Here is a 25,306-nt window from a genome sequence, read left to right on the forward strand (position 1 = left end):
TCCACCTCGAAAAGTAACAGGTGGGCGTTATCAGTCAATCCCTTTGGAATCTCTACGTTTTCAGCTTTCCAGCATCCGCCGTAGGAGTTCCACATCTTCTGCAAAAGCTGCATCCAGCCCCATAAGTTCCGTAACGCGATTTACCGCATGCATAACGGTTGTGTGGTCACGATTACCGAACTTGCGCCCAATTTCTGGCAGCGAGCGGCTTGTAAGCTGCTTGGCCAGATACATGGCAACCTGCCGGGGCCGCGCAACATTGCGCGCCCTACGGGCGGATGACATGTCTGTGAGGCGGATATTCCAGTGCTCTGCCACTTTTTTCTGGATTTCCTCAATCGTCACACGCCGGTCGTGTGCCTTAAGGATATCGTGCAGCACTTCCTGCGTAGCTTCCAGCGTAACGGGGCGCCCAAACAGGTTGGCATGAGCAATCAGGCGGTTAAGCGCGCCTTCCAGTTCACGCACGTTGGACGTGATTTTGTGCGCCAGAAACTCCAGAACCTTACCGGGCACCACAACGCCAGACGCAGCAGCTTTTGATTCCAGAATGGAAATACGCAATTCAAACGTAGTGGCGTGAATATCTGCCACCATGCCGCAGCCCAAACGCGTGCGCAGCCGATCTTCCAGTCCCGATAGATCGGATGGAGATTTATCAGCCGAAACCACAATCTGCCGCCCGGCATCCACCAGCGCATTAAAGGTATGGAAAAACTCTTCCTGCGTGTTGTCCTTGCCGATCAGGAACTGCAGATCGTCAATCATCAACACATCAACGGAGCGCAGTTGTTCCTTGAACTCGATGGTGGACTGAGAGCGAATGGCCGCAATAAACCGATACATGAACTTTTCGGCAGACATGTAGGCCACAGACACGTTGCCGCTCTGGATCAGCTCGGCCCCGATGGCGTGCATCAGGTGCGTTTTACCCAGCCCAACGCCGCCATAAAGAAACAGCGGGTTAAACCCAACGCTGGAGGGCTTTTCTGCAACACGGCGGGCGCAGGCATAAGCAAATTCGTTTGGCTTGCCCACCACGAACGTATCAAACGTAAAGCGGCTATCCAGCGCGGTTACCAAATCACTCCGCACTTCTGGCGCGGTGCGTGCTGCTGGGGTTGCCTCTTCCTGCGCGGGTGTTGCTGCACTGGCGCCGGGAATATCTTCCAACGGTATGGGGGCAGGATCACCAGCGCGGGCAACCTGCAACTCTACCCGGCGGATATTGGGTATTTCCTGGTTCCACAGTTCACTCAGGCGGTCACCATACTGGCTTCGCACCCAATCGCGCAAAAAGCGTGTGGGTAAAAGCAGGGTGATTTCATCGCCATCAATCGGGCCCAGCGCAATTTTGGTCAGCCAGGTGCGGTATTCAACTTCGCCAACTTCGCCCTTCAGGCGGGCGCAGATACGCAGCCACGATTCCTCAAGCCCCTTGCCGTCTTCAAGCCGGGAAAAGGCGCTTTCGTCATCGTCCACTCCGATTGTCATTTTTGCTCCCGAGCGGTCATTAAGGCGCGAATGGGTTCACGCAATTCACAAAACTGGCGGCAAGTGTGCTGCCGGTGCTGTGCAACATCTGTAACGGCCTTGGCAGCCTATGGTGCAGGCTTGCTTTTATCTTGCAAAAAGATAGCCCGAACAGCGCCAAGCCATCCAGCAAGGTAAAGCAGTGAGAGCAAATGGAGCAATCAATATTTCATGCTGCCAGCCCTGCTTGCACTTTATCCAGCCAAGGTGGTGATAAAAACAAAGCCGAACCATCTAGGTGATGATTCGGCTTTATCTCAAAGCGTCAGATGGCCACCATTAGGTGGCCCCGCACTTTCCTCAGGCCGGAGCCAGTGCTTTCACACGGGCAGACAGGCGGGAAATCTTGCGGGCCACAGTGTTGTGGTGGATAACGCCCTTGGTGGCCGCACGCTGGATTTCTGGCTGAGCAAGGCGCAGTGCTTCGCGCGCAGCGCCATGATCACCAGCTTCAACTGCGGTTTCTACTTTCTTGATGAAAGTACGCATGCGGGATTTGCGGGCGGTGTTACGAGCAGTCCGCTTCGCGGTCTGCCGGATGCGCTTACGCGCCGAAGCGATATTCGCCATGAGTTTCTATTCTGTCCAGCACTTAAGAAAGATTAAAAGGGCAGACACGCCGGAACGCGCTACCCAAAAGAGTAAGCGGTGCTGTAATGCACCTAAGCGCCTTCCGTCAAGCTTCTTCCGTGCCGACCACTAGGATTTTACCCGTTTTTCTGCCTTTGGGGACAAAAAAATGTGGATCGTCCGGCCTGTGTTATCTGCTGCACGCCAGAGCATGCGGGCGCGCCGGGGCAATTGGGGCATGGTTTGCCCGTTTGCCCATATACCCGCCATGCGTGCTGGAAGTATCCGAGCCCGCCTTCTGGGCGCACATAATCCTTCAGGCTGGAACCTCCCGCTTCTATGGCCTCTTCCAGCACATCCCGTATGGCCTGCACCAACTTGCGGGCTTTGGGGGAGGTAAGATTGCAAGCTGGCATGGTTGGAGCAATGCCAGCCCGAAACAAGGCCTCGCACACATAAATATTGCCCAACCCCGCCACAACCTTCTGGTCAAGCAGAAAAGGTTTGATAGGCATCCGCCTGTTCTTGCTGGCAGCCAATAAAGTTTGGGGGGTAAAATCAGGCTCAAGTGGCTCAGGCCCCATACCTGCCAGCAATGGGTAGGTCTCTTCCTGATCGGTGGGCACCAGATCCAGCATTCCAAACCGGCGCGGATCTATATACCCGCAGCGCTTCCCGTCCTGCAGAATCAGCACGACGTGCTCATGCCGTAACGGCTCGGTTGGAGAATCGAGAAGCACGCGCCCAGACATGCCCAAATGCCAGATTATGGACATTCCACCAGACAGGCGCATAAGAATATATTTGCCCCGGCGACGAAAGCCTTCTATCCGGCGGCCTTTGATTGTTTGTGAGAAATCGGCAGGAATCCGCCATCTCAGGTCGTGACGGCGCACAATTGCTTCTTGGATGGTACCGTTTTGCAGGGCAATCTGCATCCCGCGCATTACGGTTTCTACTTCAGGGAGTTCCGGCATGGCTAAAAAGCAGGGTATAGGGGAACCCCATGACCGACAACAGCTTTACGCCCTCCCCCGCTTCTTCTGACGCAACAGTGGAAGAAACGGATTTCGGCTTCCGTTCCGTAAGGAAGGAAGAAAAGAAAAACCTTGTTCGTGACGTGTTCGATAGCGTCGCCGGCAAGTATGACGTGATGAATGACATCATGTCCCTTGGCATCCATCGGGTATGGAAGCGTATTTTTGTAACAGAGCTTGGCCCGCAGCCCGGCATGTCTTTGTTGGATCTGGCCGGTGGCACGGGTGATATCACCTTTGGCTGGCTGAAGGGTGGCGGTGGTTCCGCTATCATGACCGACATCAACAGCAGCATGCTGTCTGTTGGGCGGGACCGGGCCATTGATCGTGGTTTTGTCTCTGACCTGTCTTTTTGCGTTGTGGATGCAGAAGCCATTCCACTGCGTGATATGTCAGTAGATCGGGTTTCCATCGCTTTTGGCCTGCGCAACTGCACAGATAAAATGGCCGTGCTGCGTGAAGCGCGGCGTGTACTCAAGCCCGGTGGGCGTTTTCTGTGTCTCGAATTTTCCCGCGTTCAGGTGGCAGCTCTGGCCCCTATTTATGATGCGTGGTCTTTCAAGGTATTGCCTGCCATGGGCAACCTGATTGCCAAGGACCGTGATAGCTACCAGTATCTGGCAGAAAGCATCCGCACTTTCCCAGATCAGGACACTCTGGCGGATATGTTCCGTGAGGCCGGGTTCTCTCATGTGCGGTATCAGTCCCTTTCCGGCGGTATTGCGGCCATTCATTCCGGCTGGCGCGTGTAAGGCCAAAAGGTATGGATGTGGCTTTGCCTCCCCGTTCCATTCTGCTCATTGTGGGCGGCAGTATTGCCGCCTTCAAGGCGCCGGAGCTGGTGCGCCTGCTTAAAGGTGCGGGCATGCAGGTGCGCTGCGTGTTAACGGAAGGGGGAGGCCAGTTTGTAACTCCACTTACCCTGCAAGCGTTAACTGAGGAGCCGGTTTATACAGACCTCTTTTCGTTAACAGCTGAGCAGGAAATGGGGCATATCGCGCTTTCCCGCTGGGCAGATCTGGTTCTTGTTTGTCCTGCGTCTGCCAATTTGTTGGCACGCATGGCAGCAGGTCTGGCGGATGATCTGGCCAGCACGCTTTTATTGGCCACAGATGCGCCTGTCATGGCTGTTCCCGCCATGAATGTGAGAATGTGGGAACACGCTGCCACGCAGGATAATGTGGCCACGTTGCAGCAGCGCGGTGTGCATATTGTGCCACCAGCTATTGGCCCCATGGCTTGCGGTGAGTTTGGTGCAGGCCGTATGCCCGAACCTGCCGATATATTGGATGCCGTGTTGGCCTTTTTTCGCCATCAGCAACAGCAGGATGGCCCTTTGGTGGATAAATCTGTTCTGGTAACGGCAGGCCCCACGCATGAACCGCTGGATCCTGTACGGTATCTAGCCAACAGGTCATCCGGTAAGCAGGGCTATGCCATTGCGGCAGCGTTGGCAGACCTTGGGGCAACAGTTACGCTGGTAAGTGGCCCAACTACGCTACGCGCTCCTGCCGGTGTGACGTGTGTTCCGTGCGAAACGGCCTGCCAGATGCTGGAATGTGTGAAGGCCGCCGCTCCGTTTGATGCAGCAGTTTGCACCGCAGCGGTAGCAGATTGGCGGCCTGAGGTGCAGGCTGGGCAAAAAATCAAAAAAATCAGCCGGGATGATGTGCCCGCCCCTATTCGGCTGGTGCCTAACCCAGATATTCTGGCCGAAATTTCAGCCCCCAGCCCACAGCGGCCAGCGCTTGTTGTGGGGTTTGCGGCTGAAACGGAAAAGGTTGAAGAACACGCAACCGCCAAGCGCCAGCGCAAGGGATGTGACTGGATTGTTGCAAACGATGTAAGTGCTGGCACAGGCATTATGGGGGGTGATAGTAATCAGGTTGTTCTGATAACCGCCCAAGGGAGCGAGCGCTGGCCACACATGCCCAAGGAAGAAGTTGCACAAAGGCTTGCTTCCCGCATGGCAGATTGGTTTACAGAATCCTGATAGAGTGTTTTTGAAATTTTTATAGAGGCTTGTTGATGTCTGCACCCATTTCTCCTTCGGCTGATCTTAGTGTGCAGGTGCAACGCCTCCCTCATGCGCAAGATTTGCCCTTACCTTCCTACGCCACAGCAGGCGCTGCGGGGATGGACCTGTTAGCTGCGGTAGTAGAGCCCGTAGTATTGCTGCCCGGCGCACGGGTGCTGGTGCCAACCGGGCTGCGTATTGCTCTGCCTCGTGGGTATGAACTTCAGGTGCGCCCGCGCTCTGGTCTGGCCCTTAAGCACGGCATCATTCTCCCCAACTCTCCCGGAACAGTGGATGAAGATTATCGCGGAGAACTGGGCGTTATTGTGCTGAATGCCGGGCAGGCTCCGTTTACCATTGAGCGCGGCATGCGCATTGCTCAGGCTGTTGTGGCACCCGTGACACGCGTGGTGTGGGCCGAATGTGATGAACTGGATGAAACACAGCGCGGCGCAGGTGGGTTTGGCAGCACGGGAACCGGAGTGCCATGAACAGAAGCTGGATGAACCTTGTACCTAGGCCACAAGGTTCGTCTTCTCTGCCTTTACGTTATCTGAACAGCGCAGATGCCCTGCTGCTTTTGTGTCTGGCCGCTGCGGCAATAGCGCTTGGGGCCGCGGTAAGGCACATGCTGGGCCCATTGGTGGCCCCAGCCAGCATGCCCATACATCTGGATATGTGGCACCTGCCCGGTTACGCGCTACGCACCACCATACGCATGTTTGCGGCTTTGGCGTGCTCACTGGTGTTTACGTTTGTGTATGCAACGCTGGCGGCAAAAAGCAGGCGTGCAGGACAGATTTTGGTGCCGCTGCTGGATGTGCTGCAATCTGTCCCCATCCTTGGGTTTCTGTCTTTCACCATTACGTTTTTTCTGGGGTTATTCCCGGGGCGCATACTGGGTGCAGAGTGTGCTGCCATTTTCACTATTTTTACCAGTCAGGCATGGAACATGGCGTTGGGCATGTATCAGGGCCTGCGGTCTGTGCCGCCTGAACTGGAAGAAACCGCCCGCTGCTTTGGCCTGACAAGCTGGCAGAAGTTCTGGCGGCTGGAAGTGCCTTGCACCATTCCATCTCTGGTGTGGAACGCCATGATGTCCATGGCCGGTGGCTGGTTCATGGTGGTGTATTCTGAAAGCATTACCGTTGGCAGCACGGATATCACTCTGCCGGGCATAGGCTCCTATGTGGGTATGGCCATAGATCACCAGAATATTGGTGCCGTAGCTGCAGCCATTGTGGCCATGATGGGTGTTATTCTGGTGTACGACCAGGTGCTGTTCCGGCCTTTGGCGGCATGGGCCACACGTTTCAGGCTGGAAAGTGTGAACGCAACCCAGGTTGTAGAACCATGGTTTTTGCGGCTCGTGCGCCGCACGCGTTTGCTGCGGATGTGCGGGAATGCCCTGCTTTCTGTTGGGCGGCGGATTAGCTATTTGCCTCTGGGCTCTCGTCCTAATTCTGTGCTGGTCAATGCCGAGGAGAATAATGGTGGCGCAGACTGGCTGTGGTGGGGCTTTCTTCTGCTCGTCTGCCTTGGGGCTTCATGGCAAGTGTGGGACTACGCCCATACACATTATACGCTTGGCCAGATTGCCTATGTGTTTGGGTTGGGCGGTATAACATTGGTGCGTGTGGTCAGCATGCTGGTGCTGGCTTCGTTAATCTGGGTGCCTGTAGGTATCTGGTGCGGTCTGGACCCAACGCGCGCTCGGCGGGCACAGATACTGGCGCAGTATGGGGCGGCTTTTCCTGCAAACCTGTTCTTTCCGGTGTTTGTGGTGGTGATTGTGCATTTCCACTTAACCCCGGATATCTGGCTCACCCCTCTGATGATTTTGGGTGCGCAGTGGTACATCCTGTTCAACGTTATTGCCGGGGCGTCCTCCTTCCCATCCAATCTATTGGAAGTTGGCCGCAATCTTGAAGTGAGAGGCTGGTTCTGGTGGCGGCGCATCATCCTGCCGGGTATTGCCCCTTATTACCTTGTAGGCGTTATGGCGGCCGCAGGTGGCGCATGGAACGCAGCCATTGCATCTGAAGTGGCGCAGTGGGGAGAAACAACCTTAACGGCCCATGGCTTGGGCGCCTATGTTGCGCAAAGCACTCAGCTTGGAAACATTAGCAATGTTGGGTTGGGTACGGTGGTGATGTGTGTATTTGTCATGTTCACCAACGCTTTGGTATGGCGCCCCTTGTCTGACTTTGTGGCACGCCGCCTGAAACTGAACTGAACCGGATAGATAGCAATGGCATCTGGCCCAGAGAAAAAAACATTTCCATCCGGCTCTGTTTTGGCAGAAGCACGCAATGTCAGCCGTTTTTACCATAAGGACAGCGCCGCCGATGTGCAGGTGCTGGATAATATCAGCCTGCCCCTGCATGCCGGAGAAATAGTGGGGCTGCTTGGACGGTCTGGTTCTGGCAAATCCACCCTGCTGCGTATTCTGGCAGGTTTGTTGCCGCCCTCATCTGGTGAGGTGTTGTGGAAAGGGCAGCCGCTACGCAAACCCACGCAGGAAATTGCTGTGGTGTTTCAGTCCTTCGCCCTGTTCCCGTGGATGACGGTGGAGGAAAACGTAGCACTAGGTTTGGATGCGCGCGGCGTGCCTGCGGCAGAGCGAGACAAGCTGGTTGATGATGCCATAGATCTGATTGGGCTTGGCGGTTATGAAAACGCGTGGCCCAAGGAGCTTTCTGGCGGCATGCAGCAGCGCGTGGGGCTGGCGCGCGCCTTGGTGGTGCATCCTGATCTGCTACTTATGGATGAACCTTTTTCTGCCTTGGATGTGCTGACAGCGGAAAACCTGCGGACAGACCTGATTGAGCTTTGGTCGGAAGAAAAGCTGCCGGTTCAATCCATGCTGATTGTGACGCATAATATTGAAGAAGCCGTGCTGATGTGTGATCGCATCGTGATTGCGTCTTCCAACCCCGGACGCATTGCGCATGTGTTGCACGTGCCGTTTGCACACCCACGCAACCGCGAAGATGCAGAGTTCCGCCAATTGGTGGACCACATTTACGCGTTGATGACGCAACGTGCCCCTATTGTTTCCGAAGCAGATCTGGCACGTCGCGGCGCGCCGCAGGGGGCTGCCCTCACCCGCTCCTTCCGGGCTTTGGTGCCGGTTTCCATCACTATGATGATTGGGATGATGGAGGCCTTGGCCGCACCCCCTCTAAATGGGCGAGCTGATTTGCCGGTATTGGCAGAAAAACTTCAGCTTGAGCTGGATGATCTGTTTCCATTAGGTGAATCTCTGGAACTCTTGCGTCTGGCAGAGCTGGAAGATGGTGATATCCTGCTCACCAATGAGGGCGTGCATTTTGTTCTGAGTGATCTGGATGAGCGCAAAGCCATTATGGGCCATGCGCTGCTGCATAACGTGCCCTTGGTGCGGATGATCTGCACCCTATTGGATGAACGCCCTACGCACAGCATTAAGGCAGAGCGCTTCCGTAGTGAGCTGGAAGACAGCATGTCTGCCGATTACGCACGCCAGACACTCCAGACCATTATTGGCTGGGGCCGGTTTGCGGAACTGTTTGACTATGATGAAGAAGGAGACCGCTTCTTTCTGGAAGATGCAACTTCCGAATAAGCAGTCTGCTCTTTATGCGGGGCTAAAGTAACGCGCAAATTCCTTGCGGGCTTTAGCCACTTTGGGGCTGATAACCACCTGACAATACCCCGCCATAGGGTTGCGGGCGTAATAATCAAAATGCGCTTCTTCCGCAGGCCAGAAAGTGGTGAGAGGTTGAATTTCCGTCACCACAGGCTGATCGCCCCAGATTTTTTCCTGCGCGATGTCTTGCTTCGTACGTTCTGCAATCTGTTTTTGCTGGTCATTTTCATAGAAAATAACGGAGCGATACTGCGTGCCCTTGTCATTCCCCTGTCTGTTCAGGGTTGTGGGGTCGTGCATAATAAAGAAGATGCGCAGAATTTCAGCGTAACTGATAATGCTCGGGTCAAACTCCAGCCGAATAACCTCGGCATGGCCAGTCTGCCCAGTGCACACCTGCTGGTAGGTAGGGTGTTGCACAGTGCCGCCAGCATAACCCGGCGCAATGGAGAGAATGCCCTTCATGCCGCGGTAAACGGCTTCTAGGCACCAGAAGCATCCACCGCCTAATATTGCTGTTTCCATGCTTCTGTCCTCCCCTTTCTTGTGTGGGCAATAGCCTGCCAGCAATTAAGCCAGCAGGCTATATCGGCTCGCGCGGTTGTTACCCGATGCGAGACAGAGCGGCCTTCAGGCGCACACATTCGCCCTGCTGGGCTTCCAGTCGGTCTCGCATTTCCTGCACCACTTCCGGTTTGGCGCGGGTGACAAAGTTTTCATTGCCAAGTTTCTTTTCGGTTTTGGCAACTTCATCTTCCGCCTTGCCTAGTTCCTTTTTCAGGCGAGCACGTTCGGCATCCAGATCAATCAGCCCGGCCAGCGGGATAATAAGGGTTGCCTCATCCACCACAGCCTGTGCGGAACCATGCGGAATATCACCCTGCAATGGTGCAATTTCCGAAACACGGGCCATACGGCCAATGGCTTCCTGCCAACGCTGTGCGTGTTCCAAGGTTTGCGGCAAGGCGTCTTTCAAAAAGACCGGGGCTTTCTGTGCTGGCGGCACGTTCATTTCTGCGCGCACCGTGCGGATTTCCGTAATCAGGCGGATAATCTGATCGCACTCTGCCTGAGCGGCTTCTGCCCCGGCAGGCACGACAGGCTCCGGCCAGCTAGCAGAAATGAGGCTACCTTCTTCCCCATACCCAAAGGAATGCCACAGCGTATCCGTTACAAACGGAATAACAGGCTGCAACAGACGCAGGATAACGCCCAGAACATAAGCCGCTACAGCGCGAATTTCGGCTGCTTCGGCTTCATCCGTAGAGTTGAAGATGGGCTTTGCAAACTCCAGGAACCAGTCACAGAAGCGGTTCCAGACAAAGCGGTAGCAGCTGAGCGCATATTCATCAAAACGGTAGGAATCCAGCGCCCGCGTTGCTTCTGTAATGGCAGCAGCAGCTTCCGCAATAATCCAGCGGCCCAGCGGAGATTTCACGGTTGCCGGATCAAACCCTTCTACAGGTTTAACGCCGTTCATTTCGCAGAAGCGTGCGGCATTCCAGAGCTTGGTGATGAACGCGCGGTAGTCTTCTACCCGCTTACGGCCCAGTTTAACGTCTCGCCCAATGCCGGTAAGCGCGCAAATGGTAAAGCGCATGGCATCCGCGCCGTACTGCTCAATCAGTTCCAGCGGATCAATGCCGTTGCCTTTGCTCTTGGACATCTTCTGCCCGTGCTCATCGCGCACAAGGCCATGAATGAAGATGTTGCGGAACGGCACATCGTGCATGAAGTGCTGGCCCATCATCATCATTCGGGCAACCCAGAAGAAGATAATGTCAAAGCCTGTTACCAGCACATCAGTGGGGTAATAGCGGGCAAGTTCTGGTGTTTTATCTGGCCAGCCAAGTGTGGAGAACGGCCACAGGGCGGAAGAAAACCACGTATCCAGCACGTCTTCATCACGCCGCAGTTCTACTGCCTTGCCGTAATGGGCATTGGCCTGCGCCTGTGCATCGGCATCATCATGCGCCACAAAAACATGCTCATCTGGCCCGTACCATGCAGGAATACGGTGGCCCCACCAAAGCTGGCGCGAAATGCACCACGGCTGGATATCACGCATCCATGCAAAGAAGGTATTTTCCCACTGTTTGGGAATAAAGCTGGCACGACCAGATGTAATGGCTTCTACCGCTGGGCCAGACAGCTTTCCGGCATCGCAATACCACTGTGTGGTCAGGCGTGGCTCAATAACCGCGCCACCGCGTTCGGCATGTGGCACCTGATGGCGATGGGGTTCGATTTTTTCCAGCCAGCCATCTTCTTCCAGACGAGCGACAATGGTTTTGCGTGCTTCCTCGCGGGAAAGGCCAGACAGGCTGCGTACAAAAGCCGGGTCAGCCAAGCCTTCAACCGCGCTCAGGTCCTGCTCAATTTCGTCCAGCACAACACGGGCCTGATCATCCAGAACAGAGATCATGGGCAGGTTGTGGCGACGGCCGACTTCGAAGTCATTAAAATCGTGCGCGGGGGTAATTTTAACCGCACCCGTGCCTTTTTCCGGGTCCGAATGTTCATCCGCCACAATCGGGATCAGACGGCCAGTAAGCGGCAGGCGAACGGATTTACCAATCAGGCTTTTATAGCGTTCATCTTCTGGGTGAACAGCTACTGCAGTATCGCCCAGCATGGTTTCTGGCCGCGTGGTGGCAACGGTAATTGTTGCATCCTCTGCGCCTTCAACCGGATAGCGAATATACCACAGGTTACCGGCAACATCCTTGCTTTCCACTTCCAGATCGGAAATGGCGGAGCGGAAAACCGGGTCCCAGTTCACCAACCGGCGGTCACGATAAATCAGCCCTTCGTTGTAAAGGGTTACAAACACTTCCCGCACTGCGCGGGAAAGGCCTTCATCCATCGTAAAACGTTCACGCGGCCAATCGAGCGATGCCCCAAGGCGGCGCAGCTGCTTTGTAATGCCGCCGCCGGACTGCTCTTTCCATTCCCACACGCGTTCAATAAACGCATCGCGGCCCATTTCCTGGCGGGTTTTACCTTCGGTGGCCAAGGTACGTTCCACCACCATCTGGGTGGCAATGCCTGCGTGGTCTGTGCCGGGTTGCCACAGGGTGTCAAACCCCTGCATGCGCTTCCAGCGGATAAGTGTATCCTGCAATGTCATGGTCAGGGCATGGCCCATGTGCAGGGTGCCGGTAACATTCGGCGGTGGAATCATAATGGTGAACGGCTTTTTGCCGCTGTTGGGCTGTGCAGAAAATGCCTTTCTGCTTTCCCATAATTCGTACAGGCGTGTTTCTATTTGGGCCGGCTCAAAAGACTTGTTCAGCATATGTATTCCACCACACAACGTAAAAAAGGCGGCAGGCATGTACTGCCTCCGCCTTTGCAGAGCAATCATCCGGTTTTATGCAGCGCACCCGTTACTGAAATGTGTGCATTCACCCAGCAACGGTGTGTCTGATTTCCGGTATTACAGACCGCGCTGCGTCAGACGTTCCACTTCCTTACGGACAGCAGCCTGCACGATGCCTGCAAGATGTGCATCCAGCCACTTTTTAAGGAATACGCGCACTTCCTGGCGCACGATATCTTCAACAGTCAGAGACCCTTCATGTGAAATAGCCACTTTTCTCTCCTCATGCTCTCTTAGATACTTATCCTGCAGGGTTTTCTGCAGAACAGCGAATGAATTTGATGTATCTGACATGGTTTCGTCATTCAGGGGGATAGGGAGAGGACCAGACATATCGTGTTCTGCCTTTTCAGTTAGCGGGATCTGTCTCAGATCGGTTACGGATAGAATACCGTCATCATGAGCGATAGGTGATGACTGCACAAGAGCCGCGTCTTCTCCCATATTGACTGAATGATGAGCCGAATTGTCGGGCTGGCTGGAGTGATGATCCGGCTCTGCTTCCTGCACAAGCCCTTCCATCATGGAAGGTGAAAGAACCAGCATATCGTCGTCTTCATCACCCTCAGCGGAGTCTGTGTCCGAAGAAGGGGGAGCCATGGCTGCCAGATGTTCATCATGCAGGGTCTGTCGGATAGAAGACAGCACATCTGCTACTGATTTACCTGTACCTTCAGATGAATCCTGTGACGATGCCATACAATAACCCCTGCCCTTACCCTTGCTGTTCAGCTTTTAGCGCCCTGGTTGGCTGACCGCATAATCGTTCAGCCCCCAAAGACGATCTTTTACAGCGTTATAGTATGCCTTGTCATCATAAAGAGGAACATTCAGCTTGAGATCGACCGCCGTTAGGCGGCCAATGGCGGCTGCAACGTTGTAAGAAGTCAGCACCATGTTGCTCAGGCTTTGCACAAGAGCGACTTGTGCCTGCAGCAGAGTTTGCTGTTGCTGCAAGACTTCTAGCGTGGTGCTGGTGCCCACAATAGCCTGCCGTTCTACCCCATCCAACGCCACGGTGCCTGCCTGAATGGCAGCCCGGTTACTAGTGATTGCAGCTTGATAGGCAACCAGCTTCTGCCAGTTTGAAACGGCATCCTGCGCGGCGGTTCTGCGCTGTACATCAACTTCACGGTGAGCTGCCTGCGCTTGTTGCTTAGCCTGCCTTACGGCCGCGTATTCCGAACCGCCCTGATAAACCGGAATATTGAAGTTGATCATGGCGTATTTGTTTTCATCAATCTGGTTATTCAGGCCTTGGTTAACCTGCCTAGAATAAGCCACAGTGGCGGAAACTTTGGGCATGATTGCCGACATTGCAACAGATACCGCATCTTTTTGGGAAGATTCGGTAAACAGTGCATTGATAACATCAGGATTGTTTTTAACCGCCATGGCGGCGGCCATCTGTTCATTTTTAACTGGCAATACCAGAGGTTGCGGTGGCATCAGATTAGGCGGCGGCGCCATGCCCACAATTTGCATATATGTGGCCTGCGCAGTCTGGAGTGTGCCTTCAGACTGCTGGCGGGTAGCCTTGGCTGTTGCATAAGCAGATTCAGCCTGCGCAACGTCTGTACGCGTAATTTCCCCTACCCGGAAGCGTTCATTCGTTGCGCGAAGCTGTTGCTGAAGCACGCGTTCGTTGTTGATGTTCAACTGTAAAAGCTGCTCATCCTCAATAACCGACACATATGCATTAACAACTTGCTTGAACACTTGCTGTTCAGTGGAAATCAGGTGCGCACGGGCCGCCATAACCTTGTTGACGGCCTGATGTGTCGAGGAGGTGGTTTTGCCGCCTGTATACAAGGGCTGGTTGACAGTTACGCCTGCTGTGTAGCCTGGGGTGTTATACTTACGAATATAGCCAGTGGCGGGTTGATCTGCCTCCCCCTGATAATCGTTTACACCGTTATAGTACGTCAGGCCTACTGTTCCACTGACAGTGGGGCGCCAGCCAGCCAAAGCGGTTGGCACCTGTTCATCTGTCGCACGTAAGGTAGCGCGGGCTTCCTGAAGGGTCGGGTTTGTCAGATAGGCCGCGGCAAGCGCTTCCTGCAGCGTGTGTGGTACAAAGGTTGGCGAACCACTGCCATCGTATTTCTGTCCCCATGCAGTGGAACTGCATAGCAAAACAGCCATACCTACCCCTGCTCCGCAAATACGCCGCATCTGATACTCCTGATTCAGTTACCGTATTGCCGCTTAAGGCACTGCTCATGCCACGATACTGAACCTATTTCTACAAATTTGTAATCAGCTGCGGCAGAATATCTTTCTAAAAGTTTATTTCTAGAATTCAAAAGTAATGGGCGCGGCAAGATCTGGCAGTAAGGGAAGCTGTGTTTCAAAAAGGTTAGTGACAATAAAACTGGATGCACTTTCTGGCTCTCTCCTGGCAACAAAGGCTTTTGCCAATTTGTTGGAAGAGGCCATTACGCCAGCCATGGTGCCGGATGCGGCAAGTTGCGCGGCGCAAAAAGCGGGAAAATGCAGAATGGCGCCATCAAAATAAATGACATCATAAGGTGCATTGCCTACCGCGCCTTCGCTGAGGGGGGTAATGACCCATGAAACATTTAAAGCTTCTTGTTGGCAAAAATGTTGCCCTTGTTCGGCAAGATGTATGTTGGCTTCAAGGGCTGTAACATGAGCGCCCAGCGCAGCAAAAAGTGCTGCCGTGTAGCCGGTGGCTGCCCCCACAACAAGAACCCGCGCCTTTTCTACCGGTAGAACGGCCTGAGTGAGGCGCGCTGTAAGTAGCGGCTGAGGCAGCACGCGCCCTTGGCCCAGAGGGAGTGTGATATCTGCATAAGCTACAGATTGCTGATCGGGCATAACGCAACATTCACGCGGCAATTCCCGCATGGCCGATAATAATGAGAGGTTTGTAATTTCTGAGGGACGAAGCTGATCGTCCACCATAAGGTTGCGTGCGGTTTCCATATCTTTATCTTTTGGATACGGCATTGGGTAGGAATTCTGCTGTATTGCGGCTTGAAATGTCACGTTTTCCTATCCCTTGCGGTTAAGGTTTATGCCCTTTGCGGTTCCTGCCAGATCAAGGGCAAAACGTTTTGTGACACACTGATTTAAAATTCGCACAACACAACGGCTTGACCAATCCGCCAGAACAGGAGATAAGGCACCCCATCACCCGATGGTCTGGTGGCAGAATGGTGATGCAGCGGACTGCAAATCCGCGAATGTGGGTTCGATTCCCGCCCAGACCTCCATCTCCCTACGAAGCTAAAAGACAATGCTTGACATTTTCCGCAGAAAACTGCGGTTGTCAGTTCTTGCTCGTATACTAAAGCCCAAAAAATAAGTCTGAAAAACTGACCGATTCGGAAAGTCTCTATCTGCGTGTGAATCCGAGCAGAAATCGGTTATGACGCTTGAAGTGCTGTACAGGCGTGTAAAAAACAGTTTTTATTTGGCAACTCTATCGCCTTCATACGGCGGAGGGCACAGGTTCAACCTCTGTCGCACCCACCATAAATACTTGCTGAGTTCATAAAAGCTGTCCGGTTGCAGGCACATTGGGCGCAATGTGCGTTCAGAACCCCTTGGGTAGTCTGCATATTTTGGGTGGTCTGGGGTGCAGGTAGAAGCGTTGCCTCTTGTGGCTGCTGCGTTCACATTCCTGCTGTCATAATTTTGCAAAGGAATACTCTCGTGAGTAATGACACAACAGCACAGAATGGCGTTCTGCGTTCCGTTAAGGTGCAGAAGGACGGAAGCACCAAGGCAAAGCTGTGCTTTACAAAGCAGGATCAGAATATTGAATTTTCTGTAACGGTCACCCTGCCCCCCACGCCGGGCGCAAGTGCTGATGCGGCGTTTGTTGATACCGCCAACCTGCTGGGCCTGACCAAGGTTGCCATTCAGAAGGTGGCAAAAGATCAGAACATCACGCTTCCAAATTTTGCGGAATAAAAGATACTGCGGGCAGCGAATCTGTAAAAGGTGCTGCTGCCCACATATCTTGGGCTCCGGTTTGCCATGCCGGGTATAAACATTTCGCAAGAAAGGGCTTGGCTTGTGCAGAAAAAATTTGCCGATGTTTTTCTGGAAAAAGTAGAACAGGTAAACGCTGGGCGATCAATTTATGCCAGCGCAGGTGCGTTTTTATGTGTCTGTTTTATGCTGGGTTTGGCCAACCTGATCTGCCATTTCGGCCTGCATATTGATCTGGCTTATCTGGTGCGAGATCTTATTTTTATCATGGCATTTTATTTTTTCCTGCCTCCTCTCATTCTATGGGTTGGAAAAGGCAGATTACCGGGTGGTGATAGCTAAGGTTTTTTTGCCCCCATCAAGCTTGTGCTTTACTTTTTTTTTTTAAGCAGCACAAGCTCTCAGGCAAAAACTTATTATCGCTCTTTCTGGCCGACAATCAGGCTGCGTAAGATACGTTCACGCAGACATTGCGGCAGCAGTCGCTCAAGAACCCGCAGTACCCTAAACGGCCACGGAAAGATATAAACTTTCTTTTGTTTGGTAATGGCCCGGATAATGCGGCGCGCAGCACTTTTGGCCGAAACCAGAAATGGGCGCGGCCCTTCCAGCCTGCGGCTCATGGGGGTGTCTATAAAGCCTGGCACAATCAGCGTTAGGCCCACACCTTTATCTTCCCACGCCAGACCTGCCGCGCGTGCAAAGAAATCCAACCCACATTTGGAACTGCTATAGGCCGGAGAGCATGGAAGCTCGTAAAACCCAGCAACGGAGCCAATAAGGGCAATGTGCCCGCCCCCATTGGGGATCATATTCTGGGCAGCAGCCGTGGCCAAGGCTACGGGTGTGGCATAATTCACCTGCGCAAGTTTTAATACCTTTTGCGGGTCTTCTGTCATGCTGCCTAACGGCTGTATGTCAGATAGCCCAGCCCCCAGAATAACCAGATCAGGCTTATGGTCCGCATAATCGGCTTCAAATGCTGCCAGAGCGGCCTCACCGTCACACAGATCAATCTGGCGGGTAAAAACCGCAGAGCCGCGTGCGCAGCACGTTGTGGCAATTTCTGTCAGGCGTTCGGGATTTCTACCCCATAATATCAGGGTTCGGCCCGGCCGTGCGTAGCGTTTGGCCAGTTCCATTCCAATTCCGCCGGTGGCCCCAGTTAGCAGAACAGAGCGTGCGGTGTGTTTTCCGTTCGCAACAACTTTCACACTTTTCCCTTTCCCAATGCTGCGTAATAAGGCATCACCCACTGGCTTTTGGCTTTCACACAACGGAGTGGCAATGTCTTCCCCCACTCAGATTACGGTTACACCTGTTTCGGGTTCACGCCAGCTTTCTCTCTTTATAAAACTTCCACGCCTTCTTTACGATGGCTTGCCGAGTTATGTGCCTCCTTTAGATATGGAGCAGCGGGATATTTTTTCACCCACGCATGCACCATTTTTTGAGCACGGCTTTGCTTGTTATTTTCTGGCGTGGCGGAATGGAAAGCCCATTGGGCGTATATCTGCCCAGATAGATGCCTTGGCTCTTAAGCAGCCCGGCCCGCGCACGGGCTTTTTTGGTGCGCTGGATACGCTGGAGCCGGAATGTGTGGCCCCATTGCTTGAAGCCGCCACACAATGGCTGAAGCTGCGCAAAGTTGAGCGCATACGTGGCCCGTGGACACTGAATAGCAATGGTGAATCCGGGATTATGGTGGAGGGGCAGGATGAGCCCCCCATGATAGGCATACCGTGGCACCCCAAAACCCTTGGCCCCGCGGTTGAGGCTGCCGGGTTTAAACGTGCTGTGGATCTGCTGTCCTACCGGATGGAAACCAGCCCTTCTGCCGAGCGTGCAAACCAGATACCTGCCAATATCCGGCAGCGTCTGGGAGCTATTACCATGCGCGGCCTGCGTAAGGACAAGGTGAATGAAGACGCCGAAATCCTGCGCGAGATCTATAATGATGCGTGGTCTGATACATGGGGGAACATTCCCCTTACACAGGATGAGGTGAAAAGCCTGCTCAAGGCGCTTAAGCCCATCTTGCGGCCAGAGCAGTATGTGCTGGCTGAAGTGGCGGGAGAACCCGCAGCCATTGCGCTGGTTATTCCCAACATGTTTGATATCAGTGGTGATCTGGGTGGCGCACCCTCTCCGCTTGGCTGGCTCAAGCTGGCTTCACGCGTGGTCAGCCATGATTTCCGGTCTGCACGTGTGGTGTTGCTGGGTGTGCGCAAAAAGTATCTTGGCACCGCCCTGCGTGCCATGCTGCCAGCCCTGATTATTGATGAGTTGATGAAGCGTGGCCACGTGCTGCCTTACCGCAGCATTGAGCTTGGTTGGGTGCTGGAAACGCATGAAGGACTGCGCAAGCTAATTGAGCGCATTTCTCCCACGCCTTACAAACGGCACCGGATGTACGAAAAACTTTTGACGGAATAAACCGCACTCTGGCGGGTGGAACGCCTAAAGGTGGCTCCACCCGTGGGAACGGAATTGCAGGTTTTTGCCTGCGCTATCCAAAACCGTTACGCCTGTAGGTCCCTGCGTAAATTCCCCTATACGGGTGACTTGTACGGGGCCGCAAACAGTATCTAACGTGCCGTTTTCTAACAACGTGGCTTCGTGCTGAGCAGGAACGGCAAATAAGATCTCATAATCATCGCCGCCAGTCAGGCACGTTTCCAGCCATTTTGGGCTGGTTTGGCGGGCTGCGTCTGATAGAGGCACGGCCTCTGCGTGGATGGTCACATGCAATGTGTTTTCACGCGCCAAATGCCCTGCATCCTGTAGCAGGCCGTCTGAAATATCCATGGCAGCAGAGGCAAGGCCGTATAAAGGCAAACCAATACGGGGCTGCGGCAGACGGTAACGCTGTGCCAGATACCCGGATGGATCAGCTATTTCACCTTGAAGGGCGCGTAAGCCCAACGCACCATCGCCAATGGTGCCGGTAACCCACAAGCCATCGCCAGCTTGTGCGCCTTGTCGGCGGATAGCCTGCCCCGGCAACACAGAACCAAGAATGGTCAGGGATAACACCAGCGGGCCACGGGTAGAGGTTGTATCACCCCCCAATAACTGAAGCCCGAATTGCTCCTGATCCGCTTTCAGCCCCTTACAGAACTGCGCTACCCACTGTTCGGTAATATGGGGCGGCCGCGCAAACGTTAGTAGCCAACCTTCTGGGCGACTGCCCATGGCTGCCAGATCAGACAGATTGCAGCGTAGCAGCTTGCGGCCAATGGTTTCTGGTGGATCATCTGGCAGAAAATGAACATTTTCCACCATGCCATCCGCTGCAATCACCAATTCCCGCCCTTCTGGCGGCGTGAAAACAGCGGCATCATCCCTCAACTCAAGGGCAGCAGCACCAGCCAGAGCAGAAAAATGCTGCCGGATAAACGCAAATTCCTGCGGCAGATCAGTCTGGCTGCTGGGTTTGTTCTGTATCATGGTTCCGTTCAGCCGCCAGACGTTTGAAGAGCGTATCCAGAACGCCGTTCACAAGGCGCGGTTCGTCACCAGAGAAGAACGCATGGGCTACGTCCATGTATTCATTGATCAGCACAGGAGCAGGTGCATCACCTTCTGTGGCTTCTGCAGCAGCAGCCAGAAGCAATGCGCGCAATACCGGGTCTAGCCGTGCAATGGGCCATGTTTCTGGAAGTGTTTTTTCAACTTCCTGCGTAACCTGCGTGCGCATGGAGGTGACCAGCCGCACAATATGGCTGAAAAGCTGCGTATCGGCTTCTGGAATGCAGCCATCTTCATAGCTTGCGCCATCCAGCGTTGTGCCAAACCGATGGACCAGAAACTGCTCAATAACGTTTTCTGGGCGGTCTCCATTCTGGTCAATCTGGAACAGGGCCTGCACAGCGGCAACGCGTGCTGCCGTACGGGGGCGTTGTGCCCCTTTCAAACGGGGTTCATCCTGTAATTCTGTCATCCATCCCTCCTGCCCGGCTAGTCAGTTGCAAAGCCGGGTTTCATGGCGTTTTTCTGTTCTAAGGTCTAGTCTTTTCCGGGGGCTGGGGCGCCACCTATTTCCATAAGGTTCAGAATTTCCGAAAAATCCTTGGCTTCCGTAAAATCGCGGTACACGCTTGCAAACCGCACATATCCAACGCCATCCACTTCCTTAAGGGCATCCATTGCCAGTTCCCCTATGCGGGTGGATGTCACCTCGGTTTCCCCATTCCCTTCAAGCTGGCGCACAATGCCAGTTACAATCTGCTCAATCTGTTCTTCCGAAACAGGGCGTTTGCGCAGGGCAATGCGGATGGAGCGTGCAATTTTTTCCCGGTCAAAGGGCGCGCGCCGGCCATCGTTTTTCACCACAACCAGTTCGCGCAGTTGCACGCGTTCTACTGTGGTAAAACGCTGCCCGCAGGACAGGCATGCACGCCGCCGCCGAATGGCCAGTCCTTCCTCATTGGGGCGACTGTCCTTGACCTGACTATCTGGGTTCCCGCAAAAAGGGCAACGCATGGTGGTATCAACCTTCCCTCAGGCGCATTTTTGGCTGGCGTTTTCTGTTGTTAAAAGAGCGCGTATGTAAAGGCACCACTTATTTCTTTTGGGCCGTTTCGTCCATACCATGTGGCGGTCCATCTGGATGGAGAAATTATGAAACGCAGCCATTTTGCTGTTCTATTCTGTGCAGCTCTTTCTTGTTTACCCTATGCCGCACCACAGGCTTGGGCCGATAATCAGCCTCCCCTGCCCGTTTTGCCCGATCAGGCGGATGCGCAAAAAGATATTAGCATATTTAACACATCACTGCATCTGGCACCGGAAGGAGAGCCAGCAACGGTGTATTTCTCTTTGTCCAATTCCAGTGAAACAGCACATCTGCTTACGGGTGTAAGCTCTCCTGTTTGTCAGAAACTGGTTGGGCATCATGCTGATCAGGAAAGCACAGGTGGCACTCGGGTGCTGTTTACCCACCTTGCCCTACCCGGCAATTCTACACTGGTGTTTCCGCCGGGCGGTTACCACCTGCTCTGCTTTGGCCTTTCCAATAACGTGCATGCCAATCAGAACGTGCAGTTTACATTCACATTTATGGGCGGGTCTTCAAAAACTGTTTCTATCCCTGTGCAGGATGCAGGCACAGATGCAGAAAGTGACCACAAGCCAGACTGATCACGTTTAATTCAGTAAAACGCCATTCTGGCAGGAAAGAGCTTCCTGCCAGAAATTGTGGTTTCAGCCCCCCGTATAGGTGCTGAGGGTGCGCTTAACAGCCTGATGCCACCCGGCAATCATGGTGCGGCGCTGTTCATTTTCCATTTTGGGTTCAAACAGAGCGCCCCGTGCCCATTCAGATGCCACGGTCTGCTCACTATCCCACACACCTGTTGCAATGCCTGCCAGAAAGCCTGCGCCCAGAGCAGTGGTTTCCACATTGCGTGGGCGTTCCACCTTGGCCTGCAGCATGTCTGCAAGAAACTGGCAATACCAGTCATTGGCAGACATGCCGCCATCTACGCGAATGCTATCTGTGGTGCCACCGCCATCCTGCATCATGGCGGTTACCAGATCGAGCGTCTGATACGCCACGGATTCCAGAGCTGCGCGGGCAATATGCGCGGCACTTGAATCCAGCGTAAGGCCGCAGATAAGCCCGCGTGCGTCCGGGTCCCAATGCGGGGCGCCAAGGCCTACAAAACCCGGCACCATATAAACGCCGTGGCTGTCTGGCACGCGCGTGGCCATATCATCGGTTTGAGAGGCATGGGTAATCAAATGCAACCCATCACGCAGCCACTTGATGGCTGCACCGGCCACAAAGATGGAGCCTTCCAGCGCATAGGTGGTTTTGCCATTGATGCGGTAGGCAATGGTGGTGAGCATGCGGTTGCGTGATGTTACGGGTTTGTCCCCCGTATTCAGCAGCAAAAAGCAGCCCGTTCCATAAGTGGCCTTGGCCATGCCGGGTGTAAAACACGCCTGCCCTACCACAGCGGCCTGCTGATCCCCTGCAATGCCAGCAATGGGAATAGGCCGACCGAACAGTTCCGGCACGGTTTCACCATAAATGCAGCTGCTATCCTTCACTTCTGGCAGAAGTGCGGCAGGTACGCGGAAAAGACGCAGAAGGTCTTCATCCCACTGTTGGCGGTGGATATCAAACAGCATGGTGCGAGATGCGTTGGTAACATCCGTTGCGTGCACCTTGCCGCCAGTCAGACGCCACAGAATGAAGGAATCAATGGTGCCAAACGCCAGTTCACCCTTTTCTGCACGCTCGCGGGCCTGAGGCACGTTATCCAGCAGCCATGCCAGTTTGGTGGCAGAAAAATACGGGTCAATCAAAAGGCCGGTGCGTTCACGCACCAGTGTTTCTGCACCTTCATCCCGCAGCTTTTGGCACACATTGGCCGTACGCCGATCCTGCCAGACAATAGCGCGATGGATAGGCTTGCCGGTAGCGCGTTCCCACACCACAATGGTTTCGCGCTGGTTGGTAATGCCAATGCCTGCCACCCGGTCTGCTGCGCCAGATTTTTCCAGTGCTGCGCGCGCGGTGCTTACAACATCTTTCCAGATATCTTCGGGGCAGTGCTCCACCCAACCAGCCTTGGGGTAATGCTGTGCAAACTCCTCTCTGGCGGCAGCGAGTTCCTGCGCATCACGATCAAAGACAATGCTGCGTGTTGATGTCGTTCCCTGATCAATAGCCAGGACACAGTCTTGCTTGCTCATTAAGGAGTATCCTTCTGCGTGTTGCGGTCAGTCGGCCGCCGTCGTGGTCACCCGGGCCCGTGCGGGCATAAATGGGCGGAGAAGTGTCTGGTAAAGTGTGGCACCCACTAAACCGCCCACCATGGGGCCAGCAATAGGCATCCACCAATAATTGCCGGGGGAAGGAAACGCGGCACGTCCCCATCCTGCAACAAAACAGAAAATGCGCGGCCCAAGATCACGCGCAGGGTTAAGCGCCCACCCTTCCAGAAAGCCGGAAGATGCGCCCAGAATGGCCACCAGCAGGCCAATAATCAGCGCGCCAGAATTGGCTTGTGGGGCCACGGTATTGTATTCACAGGTAATGGCAAAAATACCCAGCACCAAAATGGCGGTCAGGATAACCTCATTCATCATGGCATGAAGTGGGGTTACAAAATCACCGGGATGGGTAAAGAAAACGCCAGAAGCCGCGCCATCATTCACCCAGTCCAGATGATTGGCGAGCGCGTAATGCTGGATGACAGAGCCATAGAGGGCATACACAAGCGAGGCCCCTAAAAAGCCGCCGCCAATTTGTGCCACCCAGTAAGGCACTACTTTTTTCCAGGAAAATCCACGGTAGCATGCCAAGGCCAGCGTAACGGCCGGGTTGGCATGCGTGCCAGATACAGAGCCAGTTACATAGATGGCCAGCGTAACGGCCAGCCCCCATGTAATGGCAACACCCCAGTAAGCCTGCTTGTAGGGGCTGGGATCATACAGCGAGAACATTGCTGCCACTGAATCCCCAATAGTCACAATAATCATAACAGCCAGACATTCGGCTATCATTTCCCCTAGCAGGGCTTTTCCTGTTTTTTCCATGACCTTCCTCATTATTATTTTTGTTGTTGGAAAGGACGTATCTATGGTTCTCAGATATCAGGCAAGTTTCTTCCCGACATATGCTTCAACATTGGCTTTTTCTGCATCGTTCAGATGCAGGCCCAGCTTGCTGCGGCGCCACAGAACATCTTCGGCCGTGCGTGCCCATTCACGAGAAATCAGATAATCCACTTCACGCGATGTCAGGTCACCGCCCAGCACTTCACCCATATCCTGCATGCTATTGGCTTCACCAATAATTTCGTAGGTCCGGCTGCCATAATTGCGCATCAGGCGCCATGCAAGACCTTCCGGCAGCCATGGTGCTGTGCGGCGCAGGCGTGCCAAAGCCTGATCAAACCCACCGTCACCCAAGTCACCGCCGGGCAGAACTTCCTGTGCAGTCCAGCTCTGGCCGCCCACTGCGGGTAGAACAGGTGCCAGTTTTTCCAGCGCGTGTTCGGCAAGCTTACGGTAAGTGGTGATCTTACCACCAAAGATGGAAAGCAGCGGCGCACCATCCTGCGTATCCAGATCCAGCACGTAATCACGCGTGACGGCAGAAGCGTTGGCAGAGGCATCATCATACAGCGGGCGCAGGCCAGCGTAGCTCCACACCACATCGCTTTCTTTTACCTGCACGTTCAGGTAGCGGTTTACGCTTTCACACAGGTAGGTCACTTCATCGGGCGCAATTTCCACTTTGCCCGGTTCCTGCTTCCACGGAATATCGGTGGTGCCAATCAGCGTGAACTTCTGTTCATACGGAATGGCGAACACAATACGCTTATCCGGGTTCTGGAAGATGTAAGCCTGCGGGCCTTCATACACGCGCGGCACAATAATGTGGCTACCTTTGACCAACCGAACCGATTTGGAGTTCGGGATCTTCAGCGTATCGGCCAGCAGGCGTGCAACCCATGGGCCAGCAGCATTAACCAGCGCCTTGGCGCGTACGGTTGTAGTTTTGCCGGTTGCGCGGTCTTCCAGCGTGGCTTCCCATACGCCGTTGGCGCGGCTGGCGGCAATCAGGCGTGTGCGTGTGCGCACATCTGCCCCACGTTCGGCGGCATCCATGGCATTCAGCACCACAAGGCGGCTGTCCTGCACCCAGCCGTCGGAATACACAAAGCCTTTGGTGTATTCGGGCTTCAGCGCCGCGCCGGATGAGTGCGTGCGGAAATCAATACCGCGAGACTTCGGCAGTGTCATGTTGGAAGCAAGGTGATCGTAAAGGAACAGGCCAGCCTTGAGCATCCATGCCGGACGAACCAGCTTGGAATGTGGCAACACGAACCGAAGCGGCCACATGATATGCGGTGCCATTTTCAGCAGGCGTTCGCGTTCCATCAGTGCTTCGCGCACCAAGCGGAATTCGTAATATTCCAGGTAACGCAGCCCGCCGTGGATCAGCTTTGTGCTGGAAGATGATGTATAGCTGGCAAGGTCATCCTGCTCTACCAGCAGAACAGAGGCGCCACGGCCAACAGCATCTCGTGCGATGCCTGCGCCGTTTACCCCTCCTCCAACAATGAGCAGATCATAAATGCGGGCGGGAGATGCAGTAGGTGTGGTCATGGTTTCTTCCGGTTTCGGTCAGAACGCAAACTTCTGTCTTTTAT

General features: G+C 54.2%; 24 protein-coding genes and 1 tRNA gene. 10 read left to right on the forward strand and 15 right to left on the reverse strand.

Annotated elements, in window-relative coordinates:
• Positions 1-60: 60 nt before the first annotated feature.
• The 3 genes from dnaA to mutM all read right to left on the reverse strand — a co-directional run bounded on the left by dnaA (position 61) and on the right by mutM (position 3,080).
• Complete coding sequence (gene dnaA / locus EOV40_RS05710) at positions 61-1,494, reverse strand: chromosomal replication initiator protein DnaA (RefSeq protein WP_128105289.1); 1,434 nt, start codon at positions 1,492-1,494, stop codon at positions 61-63.
• Between the two features lie 339 nt (positions 1,495-1,833).
• Entirely contained in the window at positions 1,834-2,103 is a 270-nt protein-coding gene (gene rpsT / locus EOV40_RS05715; protein WP_012812907.1) for a 30S ribosomal protein S20, read from the reverse strand.
• Positions 2,104-2,240: 137 nt separating this feature from the next.
• Positions 2,241-3,080, reverse strand: coding sequence for a bifunctional DNA-formamidopyrimidine glycosylase/DNA-(apurinic or apyrimidinic site) lyase (gene mutM, locus EOV40_RS05720; protein WP_128105290.1), 840 nt, complete (start codon positions 3,078-3,080; stop codon positions 2,241-2,243).
• Positions 3,081-3,109: 29 nt separating this feature from the next.
• Between mutM and EOV40_RS05725 the strand changes: the two genes are divergently transcribed.
• From EOV40_RS05725 to EOV40_RS05745, 5 genes are read left to right on the forward strand one after another with little or no spacing between them, the layout of a single operon-like run.
• Complete coding sequence (locus tag EOV40_RS05725; RefSeq protein WP_128105291.1) at positions 3,110-3,892, forward strand: class I SAM-dependent methyltransferase; 783 nt, start codon at positions 3,110-3,112, stop codon at positions 3,890-3,892.
• Between the two features lie 11 nt (positions 3,893-3,903).
• Positions 3,904-5,133 (forward strand): bifunctional phosphopantothenoylcysteine decarboxylase/phosphopantothenate--cysteine ligase CoaBC, encoded by a 1,230-nt coding sequence (gene coaBC / locus EOV40_RS05730; RefSeq protein ID WP_128105292.1) that lies wholly within the window; start codon positions 3,904-3,906, stop codon positions 5,131-5,133.
• Between the two features lie 35 nt (positions 5,134-5,168).
• On the forward strand, positions 5,169-5,648 hold the full coding sequence (dut, locus tag EOV40_RS05735; protein ID WP_050819761.1) for a dUTP diphosphatase: 480 nt from the start codon (positions 5,169-5,171) through the stop codon (positions 5,646-5,648).
• Positions 5,645-7,393: an ABC transporter permease gene (locus tag EOV40_RS05740; RefSeq protein ID WP_128105293.1), complete on the forward strand. Its 1,749-nt coding sequence runs from the start codon at positions 5,645-5,647 to the stop codon at positions 7,391-7,393. Before dut ends, EOV40_RS05740 begins: the two co-directional genes overlap by 4 nt.
• Before the next feature lie 15 nt (positions 7,394-7,408).
• Positions 7,409-8,764 carry an ABC transporter ATP-binding protein gene (locus EOV40_RS05745; protein WP_128105294.1) on the forward strand — a complete coding sequence of 452 codons (1,356 nt, stop codon included), beginning with the start codon at positions 7,409-7,411 and terminating at the stop codon, positions 8,762-8,764.
• 12 nt (positions 8,765-8,776) lie between these two features.
• Here EOV40_RS05745 and msrA read toward each other — a convergent pair whose 3' ends face one another.
• The 5 genes from msrA to EOV40_RS05770 all read right to left on the reverse strand — a co-directional run bounded on the left by msrA (position 8,777) and on the right by EOV40_RS05770 (position 15,182).
• Positions 8,777-9,313 (reverse strand): peptide-methionine (S)-S-oxide reductase MsrA, encoded by a 537-nt coding sequence (gene msrA, locus EOV40_RS05750; protein WP_128105295.1) that lies wholly within the window; start codon positions 9,311-9,313, stop codon positions 8,777-8,779.
• Positions 9,314-9,392: 79 nt separating this feature from the next.
• Positions 9,393-12,086: a valine--tRNA ligase gene (locus EOV40_RS05755; protein WP_128105296.1), complete on the reverse strand. Its 2,694-nt coding sequence runs from the start codon at positions 12,084-12,086 to the stop codon at positions 9,393-9,395.
• A gap of 141 nt (positions 12,087-12,227) precedes the next feature.
• Entirely contained in the window at positions 12,228-12,869 is a 642-nt protein-coding gene (locus EOV40_RS05760; protein WP_128105297.1) for a DUF2497 domain-containing protein, read from the reverse strand.
• 36 nt (positions 12,870-12,905) lie between these two features.
• Positions 12,906-14,345 (reverse strand): TolC family outer membrane protein, encoded by a 1,440-nt coding sequence (locus EOV40_RS05765; protein ID WP_128105298.1) that lies wholly within the window; start codon positions 14,343-14,345, stop codon positions 12,906-12,908.
• Positions 14,346-14,465: 120 nt separating this feature from the next.
• Positions 14,466-15,182 (reverse strand): protein-L-isoaspartate O-methyltransferase family protein, encoded by a 717-nt coding sequence (locus tag EOV40_RS05770; protein WP_244297011.1) that lies wholly within the window; start codon positions 15,180-15,182, stop codon positions 14,466-14,468.
• A gap of 153 nt (positions 15,183-15,335) precedes the next feature.
• Between EOV40_RS05770 and EOV40_RS05775 the strand changes: the two genes are divergently transcribed.
• The 3 genes from EOV40_RS05775 (at position 15,336) to EOV40_RS05785 (ending at position 16,475) form a co-directional block, all read left to right on the forward strand.
• Positions 15,336-15,409: transfer RNA gene (locus tag EOV40_RS05775), tRNA-Cys, on the forward strand.
• A 442-nt stretch (positions 15,410-15,851) separates the two neighbouring features.
• Positions 15,852-16,112, forward strand: a complete 261-nt coding sequence (locus tag EOV40_RS05780) for a hypothetical protein (protein WP_003624276.1) — start codon at positions 15,852-15,854, stop codon at positions 16,110-16,112.
• Between the two features lie 105 nt (positions 16,113-16,217).
• A complete protein-coding gene (locus EOV40_RS05785) occupies positions 16,218-16,475 on the forward strand; it encodes a hypothetical protein (protein ID WP_244297012.1) in 258 nt (85 codons plus the stop codon).
• A 74-nt stretch (positions 16,476-16,549) separates the two neighbouring features.
• On the opposite strand, the gene EOV40_RS05790 is transcribed toward EOV40_RS05785, so the two are convergent.
• The gene (locus EOV40_RS05790; protein WP_196332639.1) at positions 16,550-17,389 is read right to left on the reverse strand and encodes an SDR family NAD(P)-dependent oxidoreductase; all 840 of its coding nucleotides are present in this window, start codon (positions 17,387-17,389) and stop codon (positions 16,550-16,552) included.
• Positions 17,390-17,420: 31 nt separating this feature from the next.
• Between EOV40_RS05790 and EOV40_RS05795 the strand changes: the two genes are divergently transcribed.
• Positions 17,421-18,569 (forward strand): hypothetical protein, encoded by a 1,149-nt coding sequence (locus tag EOV40_RS05795; protein WP_087652106.1) that lies wholly within the window; start codon positions 17,421-17,423, stop codon positions 18,567-18,569.
• A gap of 24 nt (positions 18,570-18,593) precedes the next feature.
• Here EOV40_RS05795 and thiL read toward each other — a convergent pair whose 3' ends face one another.
• From thiL to nrdR, 3 genes are all read right to left on the reverse strand, one after another.
• Positions 18,594-19,583 (reverse strand): thiamine-phosphate kinase, encoded by a 990-nt coding sequence (gene thiL / locus EOV40_RS05800; RefSeq protein ID WP_128105300.1) that lies wholly within the window; start codon positions 19,581-19,583, stop codon positions 18,594-18,596.
• Positions 19,552-20,076: a transcription antitermination factor NusB gene (gene nusB, locus EOV40_RS05805; protein WP_003624286.1), complete on the reverse strand. Its 525-nt coding sequence runs from the start codon at positions 20,074-20,076 to the stop codon at positions 19,552-19,554. Before nusB ends, thiL begins: the two co-directional genes overlap by 32 nt.
• Before the next feature lie 65 nt (positions 20,077-20,141).
• Positions 20,142-20,618, reverse strand: coding sequence for a transcriptional regulator NrdR (gene nrdR, locus EOV40_RS05810; RefSeq protein WP_050819770.1), 477 nt, complete (start codon positions 20,616-20,618; stop codon positions 20,142-20,144).
• Positions 20,619-20,756: 138 nt separating this feature from the next.
• On the opposite strand from nrdR, the gene EOV40_RS05815 reads away from it, so the two are divergent.
• Entirely contained in the window at positions 20,757-21,275 is a 519-nt protein-coding gene (locus EOV40_RS05815; RefSeq protein WP_128105301.1) for a copper chaperone PCu(A)C, read from the forward strand.
• A 63-nt stretch (positions 21,276-21,338) separates the two neighbouring features.
• Here EOV40_RS05815 and glpK read toward each other — a convergent pair whose 3' ends face one another.
• Genes glpK through glpD form a run of 3 tightly spaced genes read right to left on the reverse strand, consistent with a single transcriptional unit; the run spans position 21,339 to position 25,262 of the window.
• Entirely contained in the window at positions 21,339-22,838 is a 1,500-nt protein-coding gene (gene glpK / locus EOV40_RS05820; protein ID WP_050819772.1) for a glycerol kinase GlpK, read from the reverse strand.
• Between the two features lie 27 nt (positions 22,839-22,865).
• Entirely contained in the window at positions 22,866-23,696 is an 831-nt protein-coding gene (locus EOV40_RS05825; RefSeq protein ID WP_012812917.1) for an MIP/aquaporin family protein, read from the reverse strand.
• A 45-nt stretch (positions 23,697-23,741) separates the two neighbouring features.
• On the reverse strand, positions 23,742-25,262 hold the full coding sequence (gene glpD, locus EOV40_RS05830; RefSeq protein WP_128105302.1) for a glycerol-3-phosphate dehydrogenase: 1,521 nt from the start codon (positions 25,260-25,262) through the stop codon (positions 23,742-23,744).
• Positions 25,263-25,306 lie beyond the last annotated feature (44 nt).

The organism is Acetobacter oryzoeni (assembly GCF_004014775.2).
In the GTDB taxonomy this organism is placed as follows: domain Bacteria; phylum Pseudomonadota; class Alphaproteobacteria; order Acetobacterales; family Acetobacteraceae; genus Acetobacter; species Acetobacter oryzoeni.